The organism is Fibrella aquatica (genome assembly GCF_041321135.1).
GTDB lineage: Bacteria > Bacteroidota > Bacteroidia > Cytophagales > Spirosomataceae > Fibrella > Fibrella aquatica.
Map to the genome: position 1 here is coordinate 778,752 of NZ_JBGGWF010000003.1, position 6,086 is coordinate 784,837.

At 49.6% G+C, this 6,086-nt stretch carries 7 protein-coding genes; all 7 read left to right on the forward strand.

Features of this window, described 5'->3' with window-relative positions:
* The first annotated feature begins 12 nt into the window (after positions 1-12).
* Complete coding sequence (atpB, locus tag ACAW87_RS10850) at positions 13-1,110, forward strand: F0F1 ATP synthase subunit A (protein ID WP_370723401.1); 1,098 nt, start codon at positions 13-15, stop codon at positions 1,108-1,110.
* A gap of 60 nt (positions 1,111-1,170) precedes the next feature.
* Complete coding sequence (gene atpE / locus ACAW87_RS10855) at positions 1,171-1,416, forward strand: ATP synthase F0 subunit C (RefSeq protein ID WP_370723402.1); 246 nt, start codon at positions 1,171-1,173, stop codon at positions 1,414-1,416.
* Positions 1,417-1,580: 164 nt separating this feature from the next.
* Complete coding sequence (atpF, locus tag ACAW87_RS10860) at positions 1,581-2,075, forward strand: F0F1 ATP synthase subunit B (RefSeq protein ID WP_370723403.1); 495 nt, start codon at positions 1,581-1,583, stop codon at positions 2,073-2,075.
* 13 nt (positions 2,076-2,088) lie between these two features.
* Entirely contained in the window at positions 2,089-2,628 is a 540-nt protein-coding gene (gene atpH, locus ACAW87_RS10865) for an ATP synthase F1 subunit delta (protein ID WP_370723404.1), read from the forward strand.
* A gap of 115 nt (positions 2,629-2,743) precedes the next feature.
* Entirely contained in the window at positions 2,744-3,916 is a 1,173-nt protein-coding gene (locus ACAW87_RS10870) for a pyridoxal phosphate-dependent aminotransferase (protein ID WP_370723405.1), read from the forward strand.
* 106 nt (positions 3,917-4,022) lie between these two features.
* A complete protein-coding gene (locus ACAW87_RS10875) occupies positions 4,023-4,880 on the forward strand; it encodes a prephenate dehydrogenase (protein WP_370723406.1) in 858 nt (285 codons plus the stop codon).
* 137 nt (positions 4,881-5,017) lie between these two features.
* Positions 5,018-5,884, forward strand: coding sequence for an aldo/keto reductase (locus ACAW87_RS10880; protein ID WP_370723407.1), 867 nt, complete (start codon positions 5,018-5,020; stop codon positions 5,882-5,884).
* Positions 5,885-6,086 lie beyond the last annotated feature (202 nt).

A 6,086-nucleotide genomic window follows, 5' to 3' on the forward strand; every position in this document is an offset into this window, starting at 1 on the left:
TACTTATTTCATATGATGAGTTCGTCAATTAATAGATTTTTGCTTGCCTTTGCTCTCGTATTCAGCACGATTGCTGGTGCATTTGCGCAGGAGCACACTGCAGAGGGTCACGATACCCACGCAGAAGAAAAAGAGTTTAAGGTTGGTGATATGATCACGCACCACATCAGCGATGATAAAGGCTGGGAGTTTGCGCATGGTCTTACATTACCACTTCCTGTTATCTTATATTCAGCCGATCGGGGCGTAGAGGTATTCTCATCATCACGGTTGGCTCATGGCGAAGTCTACAACGGCTATAAGCTGGAGCACGGGCATATTCATCGGGTTAACGAAGCTGGTCAGCCACTTGAAGATGTTCACGTACGTGACTTCTCTATCACGAAGAACGTGGCTTCTCTTTTACTGAGCGCCGTGATCCTGCTTCTCATTTTTACGTCGATCGCTAAAAGCTATACCGTAAATAAAGGTAAAGCGCCGAAAGGCCTTCAATCGTTTCTGGAGCCTATCGTTATGTTCGTTCGTGATGAGATTGCCAAGCCGAATCTGGGTCCGAAATACGAAAAGTATCTTCCTTATTTACTGACGCTGTTCTTCTTCATCCTGGTGAATAACCTGCTTGGTCTTTTACCTGGTGGTGCTAACCTGACAGGGAATATCGCCGTAACAATGGTCTTGGCAGTCATTACTTTCTTTGTGACGAACCTCAGCGGCAATAAGCATTACTGGATGCACCTGGTGAAACCTACCGGTGTACCTGCTGCCCTGTTGCCCATCATGATTCCGGTCGAAATTGTAGGTCTGATCATGAAACCCATGTCGCTAATGATCCGGTTGTTCGCCAACATTACGGCGGGTCACATTATCATTCTGGCCCTGTTGTCGCTGATCTTCATTGCCGGTAAGGCAAGTGCGGGAGTAGGCTACGGTGTTAGTTTAATTGTTGTTCCCTTTACGCTCTTCATGAACCTGATCGAGTTGCTGGTAGCTTTCCTGCAAGCGTTCATCTTCACCCTGCTGACGTCGATGTACATTGGGAGTGCCATCGAAGATCATCACGAAGCCGATCATGGTATCGGTTATGAAGGTCCAGGCGAAGAGATCGGGTAGTTTCTAATTGCTTTCTTTTGTTTTTTTCACTTATAAATCTGTTTGAAGATGTTAGCTTTCATGCTGTCAATCTTATTGGAAGCAACTGGTAGTGTAGCCATCATGGGTGCTGCTATCGGTGCTGGTCTGGCCGCTATTGGTGCTGGTCTTGGTATTGGTCGTATCGGTGGTAGCGCGATGGAGGGTATTGCCCGCCAGCCAGAAGCCGCCGGTCGTATCCAAACCGCCATGCTGATCATTGCCGCCCTGATCGAGGCCGTGGCTCTGTTCGCTGCCGTTATCTGTCTGCTGGTTGCCCTGGCTTAATCGCCCGGTCATCAGTACGTATCTTGTCTGAGCAGTAGGCAACGACGCACGGGATACACCTCATTTTTAGATAGCCTGCCAATTGGGGTTGCCGTTGGCAGGCTACTTCTACAACAAAAGAAAGCGTCTATTTTTCGACTCATTTATTCTATTCATAATCTACTATGGACCTGCTTACCCCCGACATTGGCCTGTTAGTTTGGCAAGTAGTCATTTTTGGTTTGTTGTTCTTTCTCTTGAGCAAATTTGCCTGGGGACCAATTACTGCCAGCCTGAAAGAGCGCGAAAACAGTATTCAGGGTGCCCTTGACCTCGCCGAAAAAACGCGTGGCGAAATGGCTAAACTGAAATCAGAGAATGAGCAAATTCTGGCTCAAGCCCGTGCCGAACGCGATCTTATTCTTCGTGGTGCGAAAGAAACGGCTGATAAAGTAGTTGCCGAATCGCGTGACAAAGCCGTTGCTGAAGGACAGCGTATGCTGGAACAAGCCCGTGAGGCCATGCAAAACGAACGTCAGGCATTGGTTGCTTCAATGAAAAAAGAAGTGGTGAACCTGTCTATTGAAGTGGCTGAGAAAGTACTCCGCCGCGAACTGGCTGATAAAGCATCGCAGGAGAAACTGGTACAAGAACTGGTGGCTTCATCACGGTTGAACTAAACGGTAGTAAACAATGGCTATTTCAACGGTTGCTACCCGGTACGCTAAATCTCTGATTGATTTAGCCCAGGAAAAAGGTATTGTGGAAGAGATGTATGGCGACATGCTCTATTTTCAGCGTACCATTTCTGAGAACCGCGCGTTGGGTGTTCTGTTAAAGAACCCGATTGTGCGTAACGCGAAAAAATGGAACATCATCAACGCAGTGTTTGGCAGCAAGCTGAATCCGATGACGATGTCGTTCTTTCACATTGTGGCTCAAAAAGGCCGCGATAATATTTTGGAAGACATTGCAGGTGCTTTCTGCACGCAGTTCGATAAACTGAAAGGTGTTGAGCGTGCGACGGTGATCACCACTGTACCATTGACAGAAGAACTCCGTACACAACTGAAAGCGAAAGTGAAGTCACTAACAGGTGGCCAAACGGTTGAACTTGAAGAGAAGGAGGACAGCAAATTAATCGGTGGCTATATCCTTCGGGTAGGCGACCGGCAGATCGACGCTTCGCTTCGTAGCCAGTTGAACGAAATGCGCCTGAAGTTCCTGAACTAAGTTCGGAAGACGTCCAACGTTTAAAGTCCAATGTCTAAGGTTGCTCCGCGTTTACTTCTCGTGCGGAGCTACTTTAGACATTGGACTTTAAACGTTGAACCCTTACCAACATCCGATGATTATCCCTCTTGCTCACCGCGCCAATCAGGCGCAGGAATATTATTTCTCCATCAAACTCGCTGAGGTACGTAAGCTGCAGGCGGCGGGTCATGATGTGATCAATATTGGTATCGGTAATCCCGATATGATGCCGTCTGAAGCAACCATCGATACGTTGGCAGAAACGGCCCGCCAACCCACGGCGCATGGGTATCAATCGTATAAAGGCATTCCGGCCCTTCGGCAGGGAATTGCGGATTACTACGCGCATACCTACGGCGTAACGCTCGATCCCGAATCGGAACTACTGCCGATGATTGGCTCGAAAGAAGCCATCACGCACTTGTCGTTGACGTTTCTGAACGAAGGCGACGAGGTTATGGTGCCTGAACTGGGTTACCCGGCCTACCGGGCCGTGAGTCAGATGGTTGGGGCTAATGTGGTAGAATATACCTTGTTGGAACATCAAGGCTGGCAACCGGACTGGCAGCAAATGGCCGACCAACTTACGGAACGTACCCGGATTATTTGGCTGAATTATCCCCACATGCCGACAGGAGCCCCTGCCACGCAGGCGTTGTTCGAACAGGCGGTCCGGTTTGCGCAGGACCATAAGGTGCTACTGTGCCACGATAACCCGTACAGTCTGGTGCTCAACAAGAAAGCACCGATCAGTCTGTTATCGATTGATGGGGCGAAAGAAGTGGCTGTCGAGTTAAACTCGATGAGTAAATCGCACAACATGGCGGGTTGGCGGTTGGGCTGGCTGGCAGCGGCAAAACCCTATATCGATGCGGTATTGACGATCAAAAGCAACGTCGATTCCGGGATGTTTCTGGCCCTGCAACAGGCGGCTGCCACAGCGCTTCAAAACTCCGATGCCTGGCACGCCGAACGCAATGCCGTTTATCAGGGCCGTCTGGAAGCCGCCTATGCGTTTCTGGATACGTTGGGTTGCACCTACGCCCGTGACCAGGAAGGCATGTTTCTATGGGCGAAACTACCCGACAGCATTCCATCGGCTGAAGCGCTGGTCGATGATTTGCTGTATAACAAACACATTTTCATTGCCCCCGGCCTCATCTTCGGTCCAAAGGGCAACCGATATATTCGGGTGTCGCTCTGTATGCCGAAAGAGCGTATTGAACAGGCTATAAACCGTCTAAACCAGGATTTACTTGATTTGTAGAATTTACAGGATGCTCTGCCTACCGGCGATATACCTGTAAAAGCAGCCCATGTTGTAAATTCTATAAATTAAGTAAATCCTGAAAATCAAGTAAATCCAGGTTCAGATGACGATTTCCATTGTAGGTGTTGGTTTGCTGGGCGGTTCGTTTGCCCTGGCCATTCGGGAGAAGTACCCTAAAGCCCGCTTCATCGGTGTCGATGCGTCGCCCGTTCACGGACAATTGGCGCTGGCCAAAGGTATTGTCGATGAGATGTTGCCGCTGGACGAAGCCGTTGCCCAAAGTACACTGGTCGTATTGGCAACGCCGGTAAACACCATCCTGAACCTGCTTTCAGCCGTTCTCGACAAGCTCCCGACCAACGGCACTGTGCTTGATTTGGGCTCGACTAAAGAAGGTATTTGCGCGCTGGCCGATCAGCATCCGAAACGGTCCCAGTTTGTAGCCGTACACCCTATGGCGGGCACCGAAAACTCTGGTCCGGGTGCCGCTTTCCGGGAATTGCTGCCCGGCAAAAACCTGATTATCTGCGATCGCGAAAAAAGTCAGCCCGACAGCCTGAGCCTGGTAGAAGCCATGTTCAGCGACATTGGCATGAAGCTGTTCTACATGACGCCGCAGGAGCATGACCTGCATTTGGCCTACGTATCGCACCTGAGTCACATCAGCGCATTTGCGTTAGGTTTAACGGTGTTGGAGAAAGAAAAAGACGAGCAGGCTATCTTCGATATGGCGAGTACCGGTTTTAGCAGTACCGTTCGTCTGGCCAAAAGCTCGCCGCAGATGTGGGCGCCCATTTTCGATCAAAACCGCGACAACGTCTCGCAGGCCCTGGCCGATTACATCGACTTCCTGCAACGCTTCAAAGCCGTGATCGATGAGCGGAACGTACCTGGCTCACTCGATTTCATGGCCCGCGCCAACGTCATCCGCCGCGTGCTGGAAGGTATTGAGAAGCGGTGAGGCAACTACGAAAAGCGTGTTTAACTACAGTTCGCAGAAGAAAAAAAGAGCTGTTGAAAACAGTTAGCGGTTCTGGCTAGTAGAGATAGGGTAAGCTTGTACAGACGGGCTTTCTAGTCAATAAACAACTAATACCCATGCAATCAACAACTGAACAACCGGCTACCGCCTCAGGCACAATCACATTAGGTGGCGATTTAACCGTAAACCGAATGGGCTACGGTGCTATGCGCATCACGGGCGAAGGAATTTGGGGACCACCCAAAGATCGTGACGAAGCCCTTCGCGTATTGAAACGCTGTCTCGATCTGGGCATCAACTTTATCGACACCGCTGATAGCTACGGTCCGTTTGTGTCGGAAGAACTAATCGCCGAAGCATTACATCCATACGCTAATGGTCTTGTTATTGCCACTAAAGGCGCTTTGCTCCGTACCGGTCCGAACCAATGGCCAGTCGATGGGAGCCGTAAGCATCTGGAAGAGGCACTGAACGGAAGCCTGAAACGTCTAAAAGTAGAGCAGATCGATTTATATCAACTGCACCGCTTTGACGATAAAGTGCCTTCGGAAGAGTATTTAGGCTTTTTGAAAGAAGCCCAACAGCAGGGTAAGATCAAGCACATCGGACTTTCAGAAGTGGATGTAGATCAGATCAAAGAAGCGCAACAGTATTTCGACGTAGTGTCGGTACAGAATATGTACAGCTTCGGTCAACAGAAGTGGAACCCGACGCTGAAGTATTGCGAAGAACAAAACATCGCGTTTATTCCGTGGTATCCACTCGGTGGTGGTGATCTGTCATCCGAAAAAGCAGTTCATACGGTAGCCCAACGTCATGGCGTGAGTGAGTATCAGATCGCTCTTGCTTGGTTACTAGCTGCGTCGCCCATGATGCTGCTTATTCCAGGTACGTCGTCGGTAAAACATCTGGAAGAGAACACCGCGGCAGCCACCATCAAGCTGACCGATGAAGACTTACAGGATATGCCGCTACCGCAGTAACGCACATCTTTTTCTAAAGGCCATGATTGCAGCAAGGAGTGAGGTTCTGAACGTCACCTCTTGCTGTTGATGTATAAAATAACCCCGTTGTTTGTCCAATTTAGAAATTTGAATAAGCAGCGCTTTTGTCATCCCGACGTCAGGAGGGATCTTCGCTAATTGCTAACACTGCTTGCAATTAGCGAAGATCCCTCCTGACGTC